The 15,875-nt window shown below is 51.4% G+C and carries 18 protein-coding genes; 11 read left to right on the top strand and 7 right to left on the bottom strand.

The annotated features are described in order from the left end of the window. Positions 1-53 precede the first annotated feature (53 nt). From JQN59_RS10375 to JQN59_RS10360, 4 genes are all read left to right on the top strand, one after another. Complete coding sequence (locus JQN59_RS10375) at positions 54-362, top strand: hypothetical protein (RefSeq protein ID WP_149607427.1); 309 nt, start codon at positions 54-56, stop codon at positions 360-362. A gap of 69 nt (positions 363-431) precedes the next feature. After that, positions 432-680, top strand: coding sequence for a hypothetical protein (locus tag JQN59_RS10370; protein ID WP_149607426.1), 249 nt, complete (start codon positions 432-434; stop codon positions 678-680). 57 nt (positions 681-737) lie between these two features. Beyond that, positions 738-986, top strand: a complete 249-nt coding sequence (locus JQN59_RS10365; protein WP_047500635.1) for an excisionase family protein — start codon at positions 738-740, stop codon at positions 984-986. A gap of 34 nt (positions 987-1,020) precedes the next feature. Next, positions 1,021-2,304: a tyrosine-type recombinase/integrase gene (locus JQN59_RS10360; protein WP_149607425.1), complete on the top strand. Its 1,284-nt coding sequence runs from the start codon at positions 1,021-1,023 to the stop codon at positions 2,302-2,304. A gap of 26 nt (positions 2,305-2,330) precedes the next feature. Here JQN59_RS10360 and JQN59_RS10355 read toward each other — a convergent pair whose 3' ends face one another. The 3 genes from JQN59_RS10355 to JQN59_RS10345 all read right to left on the bottom strand — a co-directional run bounded on the left by JQN59_RS10355 (position 2,331) and on the right by JQN59_RS10345 (position 3,892). Then, positions 2,331-2,777 carry a YcgN family cysteine cluster protein gene (locus JQN59_RS10355; protein WP_003020944.1) on the bottom strand — a complete coding sequence of 149 codons (447 nt, stop codon included), beginning with the start codon at positions 2,775-2,777 and terminating at the stop codon, positions 2,331-2,333. Between the two features lie 92 nt (positions 2,778-2,869). Next, complete coding sequence (locus tag JQN59_RS10350; RefSeq protein WP_103014318.1) at positions 2,870-3,529, bottom strand: fumarylacetoacetate hydrolase family protein; 660 nt, start codon at positions 3,527-3,529, stop codon at positions 2,870-2,872. 69 nt (positions 3,530-3,598) lie between these two features. Next, on the bottom strand, positions 3,599-3,892 hold the full coding sequence (locus JQN59_RS10345; RefSeq protein ID WP_003833735.1) for a YcgL domain-containing protein: 294 nt from the start codon (positions 3,890-3,892) through the stop codon (positions 3,599-3,601). A gap of 126 nt (positions 3,893-4,018) precedes the next feature. On the opposite strand from JQN59_RS10345, the gene minC reads away from it, so the two are divergent. Genes minC through minE form a run of 3 tightly spaced genes read left to right on the top strand, consistent with a single transcriptional unit; the run spans position 4,019 to position 5,832 of the window. Further along, positions 4,019-4,726: a septum site-determining protein MinC gene (minC, locus tag JQN59_RS10340; protein ID WP_003833736.1), complete on the top strand. Its 708-nt coding sequence runs from the start codon at positions 4,019-4,021 to the stop codon at positions 4,724-4,726. Between the two features lie 23 nt (positions 4,727-4,749). Continuing rightward, on the top strand, positions 4,750-5,562 hold the full coding sequence (gene minD, locus JQN59_RS10335) for a septum site-determining protein MinD (protein WP_003020956.1): 813 nt from the start codon (positions 4,750-4,752) through the stop codon (positions 5,560-5,562). A gap of 3 nt (positions 5,563-5,565) precedes the next feature. Beyond that, positions 5,566-5,832: a cell division topological specificity factor MinE gene (gene minE, locus JQN59_RS10330; protein ID WP_003833739.1), complete on the top strand. Its 267-nt coding sequence runs from the start codon at positions 5,566-5,568 to the stop codon at positions 5,830-5,832. An 86-nt stretch (positions 5,833-5,918) separates the two neighbouring features. Here minE and JQN59_RS10325 read toward each other — a convergent pair whose 3' ends face one another. Beyond that, a complete protein-coding gene (locus JQN59_RS10325; RefSeq protein ID WP_003833741.1) occupies positions 5,919-6,836 on the bottom strand; it encodes a LysR family transcriptional regulator in 918 nt (305 codons plus the stop codon). Between the two features lie 103 nt (positions 6,837-6,939). Between JQN59_RS10325 and JQN59_RS10320 the strand changes: the two genes are divergently transcribed. From JQN59_RS10320 to JQN59_RS10305, 4 genes are all read left to right on the top strand, one after another. Next, positions 6,940-8,022 carry a tartrate dehydrogenase gene (locus JQN59_RS10320; protein WP_149607424.1) on the top strand — a complete coding sequence of 361 codons (1,083 nt, stop codon included), beginning with the start codon at positions 6,940-6,942 and terminating at the stop codon, positions 8,020-8,022. 251 nt (positions 8,023-8,273) lie between these two features. Continuing rightward, positions 8,274-9,875, top strand: a complete 1,602-nt coding sequence (locus JQN59_RS10315) for a BCCT family transporter (protein WP_149607423.1) — start codon at positions 8,274-8,276, stop codon at positions 9,873-9,875. Between the two features lie 44 nt (positions 9,876-9,919). After that, a complete protein-coding gene (yeaW, locus tag JQN59_RS10310) occupies positions 9,920-11,044 on the top strand; it encodes a carnitine monooxygenase, oxygenase subunit YeaW (protein ID WP_003833746.1) in 1,125 nt (374 codons plus the stop codon). Positions 11,045-11,115: 71 nt separating this feature from the next. After that, the gene (locus JQN59_RS10305; protein WP_149607422.1) at positions 11,116-12,081 is read left to right on the top strand and encodes a PDR/VanB family oxidoreductase; all 966 of its coding nucleotides are present in this window, start codon (positions 11,116-11,118) and stop codon (positions 12,079-12,081) included. Between the two features lie 49 nt (positions 12,082-12,130). On the opposite strand, the gene rnd is transcribed toward JQN59_RS10305, so the two are convergent. From rnd to JQN59_RS10290, 3 genes are all read right to left on the bottom strand, one after another. After that, a complete protein-coding gene (gene rnd, locus JQN59_RS10300) occupies positions 12,131-13,246 on the bottom strand; it encodes a ribonuclease D (RefSeq protein WP_057066803.1) in 1,116 nt (371 codons plus the stop codon). Between the two features lie 84 nt (positions 13,247-13,330). Beyond that, on the bottom strand, positions 13,331-15,016 hold the full coding sequence (gene fadD, locus JQN59_RS10295; protein WP_125362605.1) for a long-chain-fatty-acid--CoA ligase FadD: 1,686 nt from the start codon (positions 15,014-15,016) through the stop codon (positions 13,331-13,333). A 204-nt stretch (positions 15,017-15,220) separates the two neighbouring features. Beyond that, complete coding sequence (locus tag JQN59_RS10290) at positions 15,221-15,805, bottom strand: Slp family lipoprotein (protein ID WP_003020975.1); 585 nt, start codon at positions 15,803-15,805, stop codon at positions 15,221-15,223. Positions 15,806-15,875: the final 70 nt, after the last annotated feature.

Raw genomic sequence — 15,875 nt, 5'->3', positions numbered from 1 at the left:
CAGCAGAGCACTTAAAACGCCTCCGCGCTATGCGGGCGGCATGAGGAGAGAATATGAAGGAATTACGTTTTTATGGCGCAAGTGACGACCTTTTCGAGTGCGAGGGTGCCATTCGCGAGGAAATAGGCTGCTACAGCCACCCAGGGATTTATCACCTGAGATCAGCTGAAGGTGAGATGCAGGTTATCGCTACCTACACCGATAGCGGATGTTGGTCTATCGGTGTCTGTCAGATTGATGAAGATGTTCCTATCCCGCAGTGGGAAACATCGTTCAGCACGCACGAGAAAGGATATAGCGTCGTCCTCTCCATTCAGGTGCCAGATGACACTGTTCTGGTGCAAGAAGATGAAGACGACTGACGCAACTGATAGCCAGTTATGAGCAGACCAACTCAGCTCTGAAGCTATAATATCCTTGTGGAGGATTTTATGTCTGAACTGAAGAGCAAACCGTCAAAACCAGTAGCCGTAAGCAGACGGATTATAAAAGGATTAAGTCGCTGTGAAAGGTGTAATAAAACGCGACTAGAATGCAGACGCATCACCATGTCGGATGGTTCAAAAATCGTCGCATGCACAGACTGTATGGGTGCTAAAGCAATTACTGGGAAAAAGCAAAAGAAACTAATTGCCATTGAAATACCAACGGCTTTCGAGTCGTCCCGCCGCAAGCATTAACAAGTTAATTAAGAAAAAACCCCGCATGTCGGGGTTTATTTTTGCCTGGAGAAAACCATGAGCGACATTATCCAATTGACGCCCAACAAGTGGGTATCCGAAGAAGTTCTAATGGCTATCACTGGCCTAACAAAGAACGCGATCAAGTCAGCACGCACAAATTCATGGATGGAGGGGCGAGAGTACCGCCACTATTCCGGCGACTGTCAACCAAAGGAGAACTCCCCTATTCTCTACAATCGACACGAAGTCGATAATTGGGTTGAACGTCAACGACCGGCGATCCCGCGCCAGAAATCTGCTTAAATACCCTCCACACTAAACTAACGCAGGAGATTTTATGTCTGGTTATCCAACTGGAGTGGAGAACCACGGCGGCACGTTGCGCATATGGTTCATATATAACGGGAAAAGGGTCAGGGAAAGCCTTGGTGTTGTTGATACTGCAAAGAACAGGCGCATTGCTGGAGAGCTTCGCGCCTCTGTTTGTTTCGCTATAAAAACGGGTGCATTCGATTACGCCAGACAGTTCCCACAGTCACCCAACCTGAAGAAATTCAATATCGCGCCGCCGGGGATAACTGTTGCTGAACTGGCAGCTAAATGGCTGGAGCTTAAGAGGATGGACTTAACCCTTAACGCCCATCTCCGATATGTATCGTATATCACGATCGGAACCGATATTCTCGGAGGCGGCCGGATGGTTGACTCTATAACTCATGAGGATGTGCTTAACGTAAGGAAGGAATTGCTGACCGGCTACCAGATATGCGGTGCGCACCAGAAAAACAGGTCAGTGAAGAAAGGGAGGACGGTAAGGACGGTTAATGTCTATGTTACCTGCATGAAGGGAATGTTTGATTTTGCGGTATTGAATGGGTACATAAGCAAATCACCATTTGCTGCAGTTACTCCACTCAAAAAGTCCAAGTCAGATCCGTCGCCGCTTACCCATGATGAATACCATCGCTTTCTTGAGAAATGCCCATGCGAACAGATACGGAACCTCTGGAAGCTTGCGTTTAATACTGGCATGCGCCACGGTGAGATATGTGCTCTTGCATGGGAGGACATCGACACTAAAAACTGGACGATTCGCATCAGCAGGAACCTTGCCATTTCCAATCATTTCACACCGCCAAAGACAGAAAGCGGGAACCGGACAATCAACCTCACCACTCCGGCTATCGAGGCGCTAAAAAGCCAGATGGCTTATACCAGAATGGGGAAACAACACCAGATAGACGTTCACCTAAGAGAGTTTGGCAGAACTCGCCGGGATGAATGCACATTCGTTTTTGTTCCCAGGCTAACGGCAAGGAATGGCAAGGGAGGTGAATGGTACTCACCCGGGTCATTCTCTGGAACGTGGAACAATATATTAAGAAGGAGCGGAATTCCCCACCGCAAGTCATATGAGTCTCGACACACATATGCCTGCTGGGCATTAAGCGCCGGGGCTAACCCCAACTTCATTGCAGCTCAAATGGGGCATACGTCCGCACAGATGGTTTACAGCGTTTACGGTAAATGGATGACAGACAACAATGACAACCAACTGGCATTATTGAACGCTAATTTTGGAAGTAATGCCCCACAGATGCCCCATGCTCAAAACGAGTAGAAACAAAATCCTTTAACCTCATGGAGTTAATCAGCCCATGAAGGTTTGTTCAGAATATGATCCTGCCAGTCACGCACTTCCGATTCTTTCACCGCAATATGACGTACTGAAATACGTTCACCGTGCATCGCCGCTTTTGATCCCGTCAGCAGTGGATGCCACTCCGGCAGCCCTTTACCTTCCGCTAGCAGACGATACGCACAGGTCATCGGCAGCCATTCAAAGGTAGGCAGATTATCGCGCGTCAGTTTGATACAGTCAGGCTCGTACTCGAATCGGCGTTCGTAATTACGGCACTGACAGGTTTTGATATTGAGCTGCTTACACGCGACGTTAGTAAAATAGATTTCGTCGGTGTCTTCATCCATCAGCTTATGCAGGCAGCATTGACCACACCCGTCACATAATGACTCCCACTCGGCATCGGTCATTTCATCCAGGGTTTTACTTTGCCAGAAAGGTATGTCGCTCATCAGGGTATCCGCTATTGCAATAAAGCTGCACCTTATAACCAGTCTGGCACGCTGATGCAAGTTTTGCCGCCCGAAAAGGCGGCAAGAAGAGATTACAGCACGCGTGTCGTCAGCGTTTGACCATGAAAACTGATAGCCAGCTCATCACCGCTGTTTAACGGCCCAACGCCCGCTGGCGTCCCCGTCAACACAACATCGCCCGCTTTGAGGGTAAAGAAACGACTCATGTAGGCAATCAAAGGAACGATGTGATGGATCATATCCGCCGTAGTGCCGTGCTGGCGCAGCTCACCGTTAACCGTTAACCCGAGCATCGTATCCTGAGGATCACCATTAAATTCCGCCACCGGAATAAACCCTGACAGCGGGCAAGAGTTATCAAAGCCCTTCGCTTTTTCCCACGGCTGCCCCGCCTTCTTCATTTTGCCCTGAATATCACGCAGGGTCAGATCCAACGCGACGCCATAGCCCGCAATGGCTTTGCGCACATGTTCTTCCGTCGCCTGACGTAGGGTCGCGCCAATTAGCACAGCCAGCTCAACTTCATGGTGAACCGAACCCATATCAGATGGGATCACCAGCGGCTGGCGTAAATCGCACAGCGCGGTTTCCGGTTTAATAAACAGCACCGGCTCTTCCGGGGTACTTCCGCCCATCTCTTTAATATGATTAGCATAGTTACTCCCTACGCAAACCACCTTACTCACCGGATAATCCAGCAGAGCACCATGCCAGTTATGATGTTGATACATTACTTTCCCCTAACGTAGTTATCAATTTCAGGTACTGCATCGATGGGGCGTGCTGCTGCCGGATGCAGTTTAACGTTTATCGTCTGGTGTATTTTGTTTCGTCGCGGCCAGATGCTGTTTAAGTAAATCTTCTGGCGGCGGTGGTATTTGTAAATAATAGCCCTGCTCGGTGAGTGCCTGTTTTACTTTTTCCAGATCGGCATTAACCAGCTTTTTACGGCCATCAAGCGGCAACATCATTGCCAGCGTCGGCTGACCAAATCCTTTCATCAGTTCTTCAGGAACTCGCGAGAAATCGTCTTTTTTTTCGACATATAAATAGGTCTGGTCACGTTTACTGCTTCGGTAGATCACACAAAACATATCTTTTACTCTGAATTCACGGAATGGTGGCTTGCCTCAATATAATACTGACTATAACATGCCTTATAGTCTTCGGAATATCACCCCGCGCTGGGGATGATAAATAGCAAATTGAGTAAGGCCAGGATGTCAAACACGCCAATCGAGCTTAAAGGCAGTAGCTTCACCTTATCAGTGGTTCATTTACATGAAGCAGAACCCGAGGTTATTCGTCAGGCGTTGGAAGACAAAATCGCGCAGGCACCTGCTTTTTTAAAACATGCTCCCGTAGTGGTTAACGTGAGTGGTCTTGAAAGCCCGGTAAACTGGTCAGCGCTGCAGAAGGTTGTCGCGTCTACCGGATTGCGCATTATCGGCGTTAGCGGATGCAAAGACGCCAGACTCAAGGCTGAAATCGACGAAATGGGTCTTCCTTTACTGACTGAAGGTAAAGAAAAAGCTATTCGTCCTGCGCCCGTTGAGGCCCCGGCTCCCGTCGCTCCGCCACAAAACGTTACTCCCATCACAAAAACACGATTAATAAATGTGCCGGTTCGTTCCGGTCAGCGCATTTATGCACCACAATGTGATCTGATTGTTACAAGCCACGTCAGTGCAGGCGCAGAGCTTATCGCTGATGGCAATATTCATGTTTATGGAATGATGAGAGGCCGTGCGTTGGCAGGCGCAAGCGGTGACCGGGAAGCGCAAATTTTTTGTACCCATCTGACGGCAGAACTGGTGTCTATCGCAGGTGTTTATTGGCTGAGTGATAAAATCCCAGCAGAATTTTATGGCAAAGCGGCACGTCTGCAATTAGCAGAGAACGCTTTGACAGTTCAACCGTTGAATTGATCCCTTTTTAACAAGGAATTTCTATGGCACGCATTATTGTTGTTACTTCGGGTAAAGGGGGCGTTGGCAAAACCACCTCCAGCGCGGCCATCGCTACAGGTTTGGCCCAGAAGGGAAAGAAAACTGTCGTTATTGATTTTGATATCGGCCTGCGTAATCTTGATCTGATTATGGGTTGTGAACGCCGCGTCGTTTACGACTTCGTCAACGTTATTCAGGGCGATGCGTCGTTAAATCAGGCGCTAATCAAAGATAAGCGTACCGAAAATCTCTTTATTCTTCCGGCCTCACAAACTCGCGATAAAGACGCGCTGACGCGTGAAGGCGTCGCGAAAGTTCTGGACGATCTGAAAACGATGGAATTCGACTTCATCGTCTGCGACTCTCCGGCGGGTATTGAAACCGGTGCGCTGATGGCCCTGTATTTTGCCGATGAAGCGATTATTACCACCAACCCGGAAGTCTCCTCTGTACGTGACTCTGACCGTATACTGGGTATTCTGGCGTCGAAATCTCGTCGCGCGGAAAACGGTGAAGATCCAATTAAAGAGCATTTGTTGCTGACGCGCTACAACCCTGGCCGCGTTAATAAAGGTGACATGCTGAGCATGGAAGACGTACTGGAAATTCTGCGAATCAAGCTGGTTGGCGTGATTCCTGAAGATCAGTCAGTCCTGCGCGCGTCTAACCAGGGTGAGCCGGTTATTCTCGACATCAATGCTGATGCCGGTAAAGCCTATGCTGATACCGTAGACCGTCTGTTGGGAGAAGAACGTCCTTTCCGCTTCATTGAAGAAGAGAAGAAAGGTTTCCTCAAACGCCTGTTCGGAGGATAAGTTATGGCATTACTGGATTTTTTTCTCTCGCGGAAAAAGAGCACAGCGAACATCGCTAAAGAGCGACTGCAGATTATTGTTGCGGAACGTCGTCGTAGTGACGCCGAGCCACATTATTTACCGCAGCTGCGTAAGGATATTCTCGACGTTATCTGTAAGTATGTACAAATTGATCCCGAAATGGTCACGGTACAACTTGAACAAAAAGACGGCGATATTTCGATCCTCGAACTTAACGTGACATTACCTGAAGCAGAAGAGTCTAAATAAACTCTTTTGTCGCTAAATCATGGTTACGAAAAAGGCAGATTATTCTGCCTTTTTTATTTTCTGTCTCTGACTAACCTATCGAGCATTTATTCCAAAGTAAACTTTGGGTAGTTTTCGGCAAAATAGCGGCGCAAATACTCAACCGTAATACGGATTTTTGCCGACGTCGCCAGCCGGGAGACATAAACCGCCCATATATTGGCGGGTTGATAATACTCAGGCAATATATGCACCAGATGTCCGCTGGCAATGTTGTCGCAAACGTCCCACCACGAACGCAAAGCAATTCCCTGCCCATCCAGACACCATTGATGTACCACTTCGCCATGGTTAGACGACAGCGGCCCCGTAACCTTTATTGAGTGTGCGCCCTCTTTATTACGCATTTGCCAGATACCAAACGGATGGTCGCGTTCTTTAATAACCAGGCAGGGAAAAGTAGAAAGATCGTTCAGTTGTTTCGGCACTCCATGCTGCGCCACAAACTCCGGCGAGGCGCACAGAATACGATAGTTAGTCGCCAGCTTGCGGGCAATCAGGTTCGGCGCGATATCATCCCCGATACGAATATCGAGATCGACGCCCTCATTGACCATATCTACCAGACGGTCTTCAACATCGAACCTCAGTTCTAACTGCGGGTACTCTTTTGCCAGCGCAGACAGCGCCGGAGCGACCACCCGGCGGCCAAAACCAAAGCTACTGATAATTCGTAGCATCCCCTGCGGGATCTGCCTGGCATCGGACAGCTCGTCCATCATCTGATCGACATCCTGCAGGATCCGCTGTGCCCATTCGTAGATCCGCTCCCCCTCTTCCGTGATGGTTACGCGCCGCGTTGTTCGGTGCAACAGCACCACGTTAAGCGTTTGCTCCAACAGGGCAACGCGCTTACTTATAAAAGCCGGAGATACGCCCAGCTCTTCGGCAACGGCGGCAAATCCCGCACGACGGGCAACCAGCATAAAGACGCGTAAATCATTTAGCAGAGGCAGATTATTCATGATCTGTGTTTTATGTTTCACCAGTTAGGGGGATTAACTATTAATCAGTCAATTATAGGATACGGGGAAAGTCAATTTTGATGGCGTACAAGTGAGAGCTGCTATGAAGAAAACCTGTCGTATTGCCGCTATCCCCGGAGATGGCATTGGTAAAGAAGTCCTGCCTGAAGGCATTCAGGTGTTGCAGGCAGCCGCCGAGCGTTGGGGGTTGTCACTCAGCTTTGAGCAAATGGAATGGGCCAGCTGCGAGTACTACGCCTATCACGGAAAGATGATGCCGGATGACTGGCATGAGCAGTTACAATCCTTCGATGCTATCTATTTTGGTGCCGTTGGCTGGCCGGACACCGTGCCGGACCACATCTCATTATGGGGCTCGCTGCTTAAGTTTCGCCGCGAATTCGACCAGTATGTCAACCTGCGCCCGGTACGTCTGTTTCCAGGCGTACCTTGCCCGCTGGCTGGCAAGCAGCCTGGAGACATTGATTTCTATGTGGTGCGCGAGAACACCGAGGGAGAATACTCTTCACTCGGCGGACGCGTAAGCGAAGGTACAGAACACGAAGTGGTTATCCAGGAGTCGGTCTTCACCCGTCGCGGCGTCGATCGTATATTGCGTTACGCTTTCGAGCTGGCACAAAATCGCCCGCGTAAAACCCTGACCTCGGCGACCAAATCCAACGGCCTGGCCATCAGCATGCCGTACTGGGACGAGCGTGTAGAAGCAATGGCGGCTCACTATCCCGAGATCCGTTGGGATAAACAGCATATTGATATACTCTGCGCCCGCTTTGTGATGCAGCCGGAGCGTTTTGACGTGGTGGTTGCCTCCAACCTGTTTGGCGACATCCTTTCCGATCTGGGTCCAGCCTGTACCGGAACGATTGGCATTGCGCCTTCAGCCAACTTAAACCCGGAACGCACCTTCCCGTCTCTGTTCGAGCCAGTACACGGTTCGGCCCCCGATATCTACGGCAAGAACATCGCCAACCCTATAGCGACTATCTGGGCTGGCGCCATGATGCTCGACTTCCTTGGCAACGGTGATGCTAACTATAAAGCCGCACACGACGGTATTCTGGCTGCAATTGAGCAGGTTATTGCCAGCGGCCCGAAAACACCGGATATGAAAGGCACTGCCACCACGCAACAGGTTGGTGAGGCCATCTCTCGGGCATTGCGTTAGAGGTCAAACCACGGAATATGAGCCGCGTCACTGACGCGGCTTTTTTATGCTTTTTATGGCGCCAATAACCTGCGCCAATTCACCTTTTATTATTTCCGTTCTGTGTTTTATTGCTTCACGCATCGAGCAATTGTTTAATTCATGTAAAGAACAAATAATAAAATTGTTAAATACAAGATCACTGATTCCCTACAGCATGATAACAACGACAGGCTAATGCCATACGCGGGCAACTGTGCCCAGGAGATCCCATGTTGAGCAACGTTAAGAAAAAAGACATGCCGCTGATAGCCATCAGTCTGGTGGCTATTCTTTTCATCGCCGCCACACTTAGTCTCTTCCCTCAGCAGTCTGCACAAGTCGCAAATACCCTTTTTAACGGCGTTACCCGGATGCTGGGTTCCGCCGTGCAGATCCTCGTTCTGATGGCGATGGGTCTGGTCGTCTGGCTGGCCACCAGCAAATACGGCAACATTCGTCTGGGAGAAGGAAAAGCGGAATACAGCACGCTGTCCTGGCTGTTTATGTTTATTTGTGCCGGACTAGGTTCCTCCACGCTCTACTGGGGCGTTGCTGAGTGGGCCTATTATTACCAGACCCCAGGTCTGAATATCGCTCCGCACTCGCAAAAAGCGCTGGAATACAGCTTACCCTACTCTTTTTTCCATTGGGGAATCAGCGCCTGGGCGACCTATACGCTGGCTTCATTAACCATGGCCTACCACTTTCATGTGCGGAAAAACAAAGGGCTGAGCCTGTCCGGAATAATCGCCGCTATCACCGGCGTGCATCCGCAGGGCGTCTGGGGCCGGCTGGTTGATTTGATGTTCCTGATCGCCACAGTTGGCGCGTTAACCATCTCTCTGGTTGTCACCGCCGCCACCTTTACCCGTGGTTTATCTGCTCTCACGGGTTTACCGGATAACTTCACAGTACAGGCGTTTGTTATCCTGTTCTCTGGCGGCATTTTCTGTCTGAGCTCCTGGATTGGCATCAACAACGGCTTGCAACGTTTGAGCAAAATGGTCGGCTGGGGGGCGTTTTTACTGCCGCTGCTGGTGCTGATTGTCGGCCCGACCGAGTTCATCACCAACAACATCATTAACGCCATCGGTCTGACGACACAAAACTTTTTGCAGATGAGTCTGTTCACCGACCCGCTAGGCAACGGTGAGTTCACCCGCAACTGGACGGTGTTCTATTGGCTGTGGTGGATCTCCTACACCCCTGGCGTGGCAATGTTTGTCACTCGCGTATCCCGAGGCCGCAAAATCAAAGAGGTTATCTGGGCGTTAATCCTGGGTAGTACCGTTGGCTGCTGGTTCTTCTTTGGCGTGATGGAAAGCTACTCCATTCACCAATTTGTGAACGGTGTGATCGACGTACCGCAGGTTATGGCCACGTTAGGCGGCGAAACAGCCGTACAGCAAGTGTTGATGTCGTTGCCTGCCGGGAAACTGTTCCTGGTGGCGTATCTGGCGATCATGATTATTTTTCTCGCCTCGCATATGGATGCCGTCGCCTACACCATGGCGGCCACCAGCACGCGTAACCTGCAGGAAGGGGAAGATCCGCAGCGTAGCTTACGTCTGTTCTGGTGCGTGGTCATCACCCTGATCCCATTATCAATTTTGTTCACCGGCGCGTCCCTGGAAACCATGAAGACCACGGTGGTTCTGACCGCACTTCCCTTCCTCGCCATTCTGTTGGTGAAGGTTGGCGGTTTTCTTCGTTGGGTACGGCAGGACTATGCCCACGTTCCTGCACATCAAATTGAAGGTCATCTCCCCGAAACGCCAGTGGACGTCCCCGTCACACCACCGGCCGCGACATTACTCAAAGGCGACAATTAAGCGCCAGTAAAAAATCCTCTTACTCACAAATTAAAGGTATTCCAATGAGCAATCTGAGCCCTGAGTTTATTCTGCCGCAAAATTTCTGTGCCAACCCACAGGACGCCTGGACTATCCCTGCCCGGTTCTATACCGACCATCAGGCCTTCGAGCACGAGCAGGAGAAAGTGTTCGCTAAGAGCTGGATTTGCGTCGCCCACAGTAGCGAACTGGCGAAACCCAATGACTATGTAACCCGGGAAGTGATTGGCGAGAACATCGTGCTGGTACGTGGTCGCGATAACGTGCTGCGCGCGTTCTACAACGTTTGCCCGCATCGTGGTCATCAGCTGTTGAGCGGCGAAGGGAAAGCGAAAAATGTGATTACCTGCCCTTACCACGCCTGGGCATTCAAGCTTGACGGTAACCTGGCGCATGCACGTAACTGCGAAAACGTTGCCAACTTCGACAGTGAGAAAGCACATCTCACCCCGGTACGGCTGGAAGAATATGCCGGATTCGTGTTTATCAACATGGATCCGAACGCGGGCAGCGTGGAAGAGCAACTCCCAGGTCTTGCAGACAAAGTTATCGAAGCCTGCCCTGATGTGCATGACCTGAAGCTGGCGGCGCGCTTTACGACCCGAACTCCAGCCAACTGGAAGAATATTGTCGATAACTATCTGGAGTGCTACCACTGCGGCCCGGCTCACCCTGGTTTTTCCGACTCGGTTCAGGTTGATCGTTACTGGCATACTATGCACGGCAACTGGACGCTACAATACGGTTTCGCCAAACCGTCAGAGCAGTCATTTAAGTTCGAAGAAGGTGTTGATGCCGCCTTCCACGGTTTCTGGCTGTGGCCGTGCACCATGCTCAACGTTACGCCAATCAAAGGCATGATGACCGTTATCTACGAATTTCCAGTGGATGCAGAAACTACGCTGCAAAACTATGACATCTACTTCACCAACGAAGAGCTGACCGAAGAGCAGAAACAACTGATCGAATGGTATCGCAACGTCTTCCGCCCTGAAGATTTACGTCTGGTTGAAAGCGTCCAAAAAGGGTTGAAATCGCGCGGGTATCGCGGTCAGGGCCGCATTATGGCCGACACCAGCGGCAGCGGTATCTCCGAACATGGCATTGCCCATTTCCATAATCTGGTCGCGCAGGTGTTTCAGGAATAACCAGAGGCTGTAACGACAGGTTCCGGCGCATCGTTAAGCCGCGCCGGACAGATTTTTTAGGGAGTGCCGCAATGTCTGATTATCAAATGCAAGAAGTCCGGGTCAGCCGGATTGAGACGATTACCGCGCAGGTAAAACGCTTTACCTTAACGGCGACATCAGGCGAGCCGTTGCCCGCGTTTCAGGGTGGCAGCCATATTATCGTGCAGATGCGCGATGGCGAGAATCTGTACAGCAATGCTTACTCGCTGATGAGTTCACCCTTTGATACGAGCGCCTGGCAAATCGCCGTACGACTGGAGGAAGCATCCAAAGGCGGCTCACGATATCTGCATCAAAACGTGAAACCCGGCGACACGCTCACGATCTCCACACCAAACAATCTGTTCGCCCTCGCTCCTCAGGCACAACAACATCTGTTGATTGCTGGAGGTATCGGCATCACACCGTTTTTATCGCATATCCCGGAACTGGAACACTCTAAGGCGCAATGGCAACTGCATTATTGCTCTCCCAGTCAGGACAACTGCGCGTTTTATGACGAACTCCTGCAGCACCCCAGCGTCGATCGTATTCATCTGCATCTGTCAAGCGCAGGGACCCGCCTTGATTTATCTCGCCTGCTGGCCGATGTCGAACCCGGCACACATATTTACACCTGCGGGCCAGCAGTGCTCAACGATGCCGTCAGAGAAGCGGCTTCCCTCCATAGACTGGACAGCAATACGCTACATTTCGAACAATTTGCGCTGGAAGATAAAAGCGGTGATGCCTTTACCCTGATTCTGGCGCGTTCAGGACGCGAGTTTGTGGTCCCGGAAGAGATGACCATTTTGCAGGTTATCGAAAATAACAAAGCCGCGCGCGTTGAGTGCCTGTGCCGGGAAGGTGTTTGCGGCACCTGTGAAACGACGATTCTTGAAGGGGAAGCGGATCACCGCGATCAGTATTTCAGCGACGACGAAAAAGCCAGCCAGCAAAGCATACTTATTTGCTGCTCACGCGCCAAAGGTAAGCGCCTGGTGCTTGATTTGTAGCGTTGCGCAGGCCGGGTTAGCAATGGCGCAACCCGGCGAGCCTGGTGACTTACTGCGGATATTCCTGCAGCAGCGCGTTGAGACGATCGGACATCAGTTCGCCACGCCAACCGGAAACCAACTCCGGCAGGGTCTGCTGCGGCTTTAATTTCCAGTGCCAGTTGAGTAGCTGGTTGATTTGACGGCGTGAAGCCAGCAGTTCGACGCTAAGATTATGCTCAGTACTTACCTCGGCAACCAGCGCCTTAATAGCTTTAAACGCTTTGCGGTATCCAGGCATATCCATCAAATTCAGCAGCGGCTGTGGCAGTGATTCTTCCGGTAAAGCCTGCGCTTTTTCTACCAGAGAAATCAGCGTTTTGCCGTGGAAGCGAATTTCACTACCGGAAAGCCCGAGGCTGTCCAGTTCACCCAGACTCCCTGGCATATAACGAGCGACCGCCCACAGGTGTTCTTCACGCACCACAAAGTTCACCGCCAGATCGCGCTCACGCGCTTTACGCAGTCGCCAGTCGGCAAGCAGTTGCAGGCAGGCCAACTGACGAGTACGCAACTGCCAGGCGTTAGTGATATCGCGCCATGCGTCTTCAGGCGCCAGAACCTCCTGGCGACGCTGCTGCATTAAGCGACATTCGTCCAGTGCGGCTGGCAGCCAGCCGCTGGCTTCAGTTTCAACCATCAGTTTTGTGGTGATCGGTAATAGATACCAGACATCAGCCGCCGCGTACTCACACTGACGCTCGGTCAGCGGTCTGGCCAGCCAGTCGGTGCGGGATTCGCTTTTGTCCAGCGCCACCCCCGTAAACTCTTCCACCATCGCGGCAAACCCCCACGACAGCGGACGACCGCAAAAAGCAGCCAGAATTTGTGTATCAATCAACGGCTGCGGCAGTTCGCCAAAAGCGTTGAGAAACACTTCCAGATCTTCGCTACCTGCATGCAGGAATTTGGTGATGGCAGTATCACGCAGAATATCGCGCAGCGGCGACCAGTCGGTGATCCCCTGCGGATCAATCAGAGCAACGTGTTTGCCATCAAACAGCTGGATCAGCCCCAACTGCGGATAATAGGTACGCGTGCGAACAAATTCTGTATCCAGGGCTATCGCCGGAAATTCACGGACGGCTTCGCACAGCGTGGCCAACGCGTCGTCCGTGGTGATCATTTGATAATTCAAATCGTGCTCTCTTAGGTTTGCGCCAAAAAAAACGCCGGATTTCCCGGCGTTTTCTACTGGCTGACTTAACGCTCAGCCTTTATTGTCCACTTTGGCACGCGCTTCGTCACGTAATTCTCGTCGCAAAATTTTACCAACGTTAGATTTCGGCAACTCATCGCGAAACTCCACCAGCTTTGGTACTTTATAGCCCGTCAGGTGACGACGACAGAAAGTGACCAGTGCGTCATCGGTTAACGAGGCATCTTTCTTCACTACGAAAATTTTCACCGCTTCACCGCTGCTGCCGGACGGAACCCCAACCGCAGCCACTTCCTGCACGCCAGGGTGTTGCATAACCACGTCTTCAATTTCATTAGGGTAGACGTTAAAGCCGGACACCAGGATCATATCTTTCTTACGATCGACAATACGCAGGAAGCCTTCATCATCCATCACCGCAATATCGCCGGTGTGCAGCCAGCCGTCTTTGATGATTTCGTCAGTGGCGTCTGGTCGCTGCCAGTAGCCCAGCATCACCTGTGGACCTTTCACACACAGCTCACCCGGTTCTCCCGGCGGCACTTCGTTGTCGTCGTCGTCCACCAGCTTGACCTCAGTGGAGGGAACCGGTAAACCGATACTTCCGCTGTGGTAGTCAATATCGTGAGGGTTGACACTCACCAGCGGCGCGCACTCCGTCAGGCCATAACCTTCCAGAAGATACTGCCCCGTCAGCTTCACCCAACGTTCAGCTACCGCCTGTTGAACCGGCATTCCGCCACCTGCTGAAAGGTGCAGTGACGAGAAGTCCAGTTGCTGAAACTCTTTGTTATTCAGCAGCGCGTTAAACAGCGTATTTACGCCGGTCATCGCGGTAAACGGATACTTCGCCAGTTCTTTGACCAGTCCTGGGATATCACGCGGGTTAGTAATCAGCAGGTTTTGACCACCCAGCTCAATAAACAGCAGGCAGTTCATCGTCAGCGCAAAAATGTGATACAGCGGTAGAGCCGTTACCACCAGTTCTTTGCCCGGATGCAGCAACGGGCCGTAGGTGGCGTTAACCTGCTCCAGGTTAGCCAGCATGTTGCGGTGCGTGAGCATCGCGCCTTTCGCCACGCCGGTTGTCCCGCCGGTATATTGCAGGAACGCCAGATCTTCCGACACCACTTCGGGTTTCACATACTGCATGCGATAGCCGTTTTGCAGCGCACTGCGAAACGAGATGGCATCCGGCAGGTGATACTTCGGCACCAGGCGCTTGATGTACTTCACGACAAAGTTAACCAACGTTCCTTTGGCGGTCGACAGCTGATCGCCCATACGCGTCAGGATCACGTGTTGCACCGACGTTTTGTCGACCACTTTTTCCAGCGTATGTGCAAAGTTGGACACGATGACAATCGCCGACGCGCCGCTATCGTTGAGCTGATGTTCCAGCTCGCGAGGCGTATACAACGGGTTCACGTTCACGACGATCATGCCGGCACGTAAAATCCCAAACAGTGCGACCGGATATTGCAGCAGATTCGGCATCATCAGCGCGACGCGATCGCCCTTTTTCAGCCCGAGCCCCTGTTGTAAATAAGCGGCAAACGCACGGCTACGCTCTTCAAGCTTGCGGAAGGTCATCACCTCCCCCATGTTTACAAACGCGGGCTGATCGGCATAGCGTCTTACTGAGTGTTCAAAGAGTTCCACCAGGGATTGATAACGGTCAGGATTGATCTCCGCAGGAACACCAGCGGGATAACGGTTAAGCCAAACCTTTTTCAATACATCACCTCTAAAATGCGTATTCGTCGTCATCACAACCCCAGGCAATAAACAAACTGTTAACATAATATTAACTCAGCGTACCAGTTTGTTTATTACACAACGACAAGGTTGCGAAGCACGTCACTATTTATTTTTCTTATATCCACGTTAATGCAGAAACAGCGGACGAGCCGCTGTTTCTTTTACCAATAAAACAAAGAGTTACTCTGTTACTATGGTCTGAACCTGTGCCGGGCCGGGATTGTACCAGCCCCATCCGCCGTAGCCGCCGTAAGGCCAGCCACGCGCACCGTAGAACCAAGGGTCGATAGGCTGAGGCGGCATGACAATCTGCTGAGTAATATGCCAACGTTTATAACCAGTTACCTGCATCAGCATGAATTTATACGGCGTATTACCGATTTTTCCGTCCACCGTACCGCTTATCGGGCCGACGACGGTGACCAACTGACCACGGAAATCTACCGGGTCGAGAAAGCCATTTACATCAGCATAAATCCGCCCACGAGAGGCTTCACCCAGCACGGGGCGTGCACCGCTATCGAGCGGAACGGTGGCAATTTCCAGACGGGATTTTCCCTGCTGGTTCTGAATATCCACCACTTTGCCACCGAAACGCGCTTCCTGTCCGACATACAGCTGCGGCGCATTCATCACCCGCACCAGATCCTGCTGCGGCATCGGGCTCGAACCTTTAATCGCATCCGGGATGGTGACGCAGCCGCTAAGCATTAACGCTAAGGCCCCCGCCAACACACCTTTCAATAACTGCTTTTGCACCGCCATATTGCGACTCCCTTTTCTTAGCGCCAGCCCCGGCATAATCACAATGCTGTTTACTGACGACTGTACGTCT

The organism is Citrobacter sp. B72 (assembly GCF_016894305.1).
GTDB classification, from domain to species: Bacteria; Pseudomonadota; Gammaproteobacteria; order Enterobacterales; family Enterobacteriaceae; genus Citrobacter; species Citrobacter portucalensis.
This window is presented reverse-complemented; position numbering and strand designations above follow the sequence as displayed.

Coding starts and splice junctions, on each gene's coding strand:
- yeaW (WP_003833746.1), top strand. CDS start 9,920: ATGAGCAATCTGAGCCCTGAGTTTATTCTGCCGCAAAATTTCTGTGCC.
- JQN59_RS10365 (WP_047500635.1), top strand. CDS start 738: ATGAGCGACATTATCCAATTGACGCCCAACAAGTGGGTATCCGAAGAA.
- JQN59_RS10350 (WP_103014318.1), bottom strand. CDS start 3,529: ATGTATCAACATCATAACTGGCATGGTGCTCTGCTGGATTATCCGGTG.
- JQN59_RS10305 (WP_149607422.1), top strand. CDS start 11,116: ATGTCTGATTATCAAATGCAAGAAGTCCGGGTCAGCCGGATTGAGACG.
- JQN59_RS10370 (WP_149607426.1), top strand. CDS start 432: ATGTCTGAACTGAAGAGCAAACCGTCAAAACCAGTAGCCGTAAGCAGA.
- JQN59_RS10360 (WP_149607425.1), top strand. CDS start 1,021: ATGTCTGGTTATCCAACTGGAGTGGAGAACCACGGCGGCACGTTGCGC.
- JQN59_RS10320 (WP_149607424.1), top strand. CDS start 6,940: ATGAAGAAAACCTGTCGTATTGCCGCTATCCCCGGAGATGGCATTGGT.
- JQN59_RS10325 (WP_003833741.1), bottom strand. CDS start 6,836: ATGAATAATCTGCCTCTGCTAAATGATTTACGCGTCTTTATGCTGGTT.
- JQN59_RS10355 (WP_003020944.1), bottom strand. CDS start 2,777: ATGAGCGACATACCTTTCTGGCAAAGTAAAACCCTGGATGAAATGACC.
- JQN59_RS10375 (WP_149607427.1), top strand. CDS start 54: ATGAAGGAATTACGTTTTTATGGCGCAAGTGACGACCTTTTCGAGTGC.
- JQN59_RS10345 (WP_003833735.1), bottom strand. CDS start 3,892: ATGTTTTGTGTGATCTACCGAAGCAGTAAACGTGACCAGACCTATTTA.
- JQN59_RS10290 (WP_003020975.1), bottom strand. CDS start 15,805: ATGGCGGTGCAAAAGCAGTTATTGAAAGGTGTGTTGGCGGGGGCCTTA.
- rnd (WP_057066803.1), bottom strand. CDS start 13,246: ATGATCACCACGGACGACGCGTTGGCCACGCTGTGCGAAGCCGTCCGT.
- minE (WP_003833739.1), top strand. CDS start 5,566: ATGGCATTACTGGATTTTTTTCTCTCGCGGAAAAAGAGCACAGCGAAC.
- minC (WP_003833736.1), top strand. CDS start 4,019: ATGTCAAACACGCCAATCGAGCTTAAAGGCAGTAGCTTCACCTTATCA.
- minD (WP_003020956.1), top strand. CDS start 4,750: ATGGCACGCATTATTGTTGTTACTTCGGGTAAAGGGGGCGTTGGCAAA.
- JQN59_RS10315 (WP_149607423.1), top strand. CDS start 8,274: ATGTTGAGCAACGTTAAGAAAAAAGACATGCCGCTGATAGCCATCAGT.